Annotated in this window: 1 protein-coding gene and 1 pseudogene; both read left to right on the top strand. The window is 61.3% G+C overall.

The genetic code is table 11. From position 1 onward, the window contains the following. Positions 1-55 precede the first annotated feature (55 nt). A pseudogene (locus ACXJL8_RS40845) lies at positions 56-805 on the top strand (ABC transporter ATP-binding protein); the annotation flags it as partial. Continuing rightward, a partial coding sequence (locus tag ACXJL8_RS40840) for an ABC transporter ATP-binding protein (RefSeq protein ID WP_456687015.1) occupies positions 804-1483 on the top strand: 680 nt, incomplete at its 3' end. The pseudogene ACXJL8_RS40845 and the gene ACXJL8_RS40840, both read left to right, overlap by 2 nt.

Genomic DNA, 1483 nt, shown 5'->3' with positions numbered 1-1483 from the left:
GCAACAAGGACAGCCACGCGCGGCCAGCGCGTCGTGCGGGCAGGGGGAAATCTGTTTGGCCGATGAGTTCATTCTCGAAACGGAAGGCTTGACCAAGGAGTTCGCGGGCTTCTTTGCCGTTCGCGACGTTGCGCTCAAGGTTCGCCGTGGGAGTATTCATGCGCTGATCGGCCCGAACGGGGCCGGTAAGACGACATGCTTCAATCTTTTGACGAAGTTCCTCAAGCCGTCCGCCGGGAAAATCCTGTACAAGGGACAGGATATCACCGCGATGGCGCCGGCCGACGTGGCTCGCATGGGACTGGTACGTTCATTTCAGATCTCGGCGGTATTTCCGCACATGACCGCGGCGGAAAACGTTCGTGTTGCGCTTCAGCGCCAGCACGGCAGCTCCTTTGATTTCTGGCGCTCCAAGTCCGTGCTCAACCACTTCAACCATCGCGCGCAGGAGCTGTTGAACGATGTCGGCCTCAGCGAATTTGCCAATACGCCGGCCGTCGAGATGCCCTATGGGCGCAAGCGCGCGCTCGAGATCGCAACCACGCTCGCGCTCGACCCGGAGATGATGCTCCTGGATGAACCGATGGCCGGCATGGGCCACGAGGACATCGACAAGATCGCGGCGCTGATCAAGCGTATCTCGGCCAAGTACACCATTCTGATGGTGGAGCACAATCTGAGCGTCGTGGCCAACCTCTCCGACATCATCACCGTGCTGACGCGCGGACAGGTGCTCGCGCAAGGCCATTATAACGAGCTCTCGAAGGACGAGCGCGTCAAGGAAGCCTATCTGGGAGCCGGTCATGCCYGAGACTGCGATTGCGGAAGCTCCGGCAAAGGCCGCGACCGGCGGGATCATCCTCCAGGTTCGCAACCTGGAAGCCTGGTACGGAGAGTCCCACATCCTCCACGGGATCAACTTCGACGTGAATGCAGGCGAGGTCGTCACCCTTCTCGGGCGTAACGGCGCCGGCAAGACGACGACGCTGAAATCGATCATGGGCATCATCGGCAAGCGTACCGGCTCGGTGAAGTTCAACAACGAGGACATTATCCGCACCACCTCGGACAGGATCGCGCGGATGGGAATCGCGTTCTGCCCGGAGGAGCGGGGAATCTTCGCCAGTCTCGACGTGCGGGAGAACCTGCTGCTGCCGCCGGTGGTGCGTGCAGGCGGATTGCCGCTCGAACAGATATTCGATCTGTTTCCGAACCTGAAGGAGCGGCTCAACAGCCAGGGAACCAAGCTGTCCGGCGGCGAGCAGCAGATGCTCGCGATCGCGCGCATTCTGCGCACCGGGGCGAGCTTCCTGATGCTGGACGAGCCGACCGAGGGTCTCGCGCCCGTCATCATCCAGCAGATCGGCCACACCATTGCGCGGCTCAAGAAGGAAGGTTTCACGATCCTTCTGGTCGAGCAGAACTTCCGGTTCGCCTCCACCGTCGCCGACCGCTACTACGTGGTCGAGCACGGCAAGATCAT

This window comes from Bradyrhizobium sp. P5_C11_2 (genome assembly GCF_054049755.1).
Note: the sequence above shows the minus strand (reverse complement) of the source record. Positions and strands in the feature narration are given on the sequence as shown.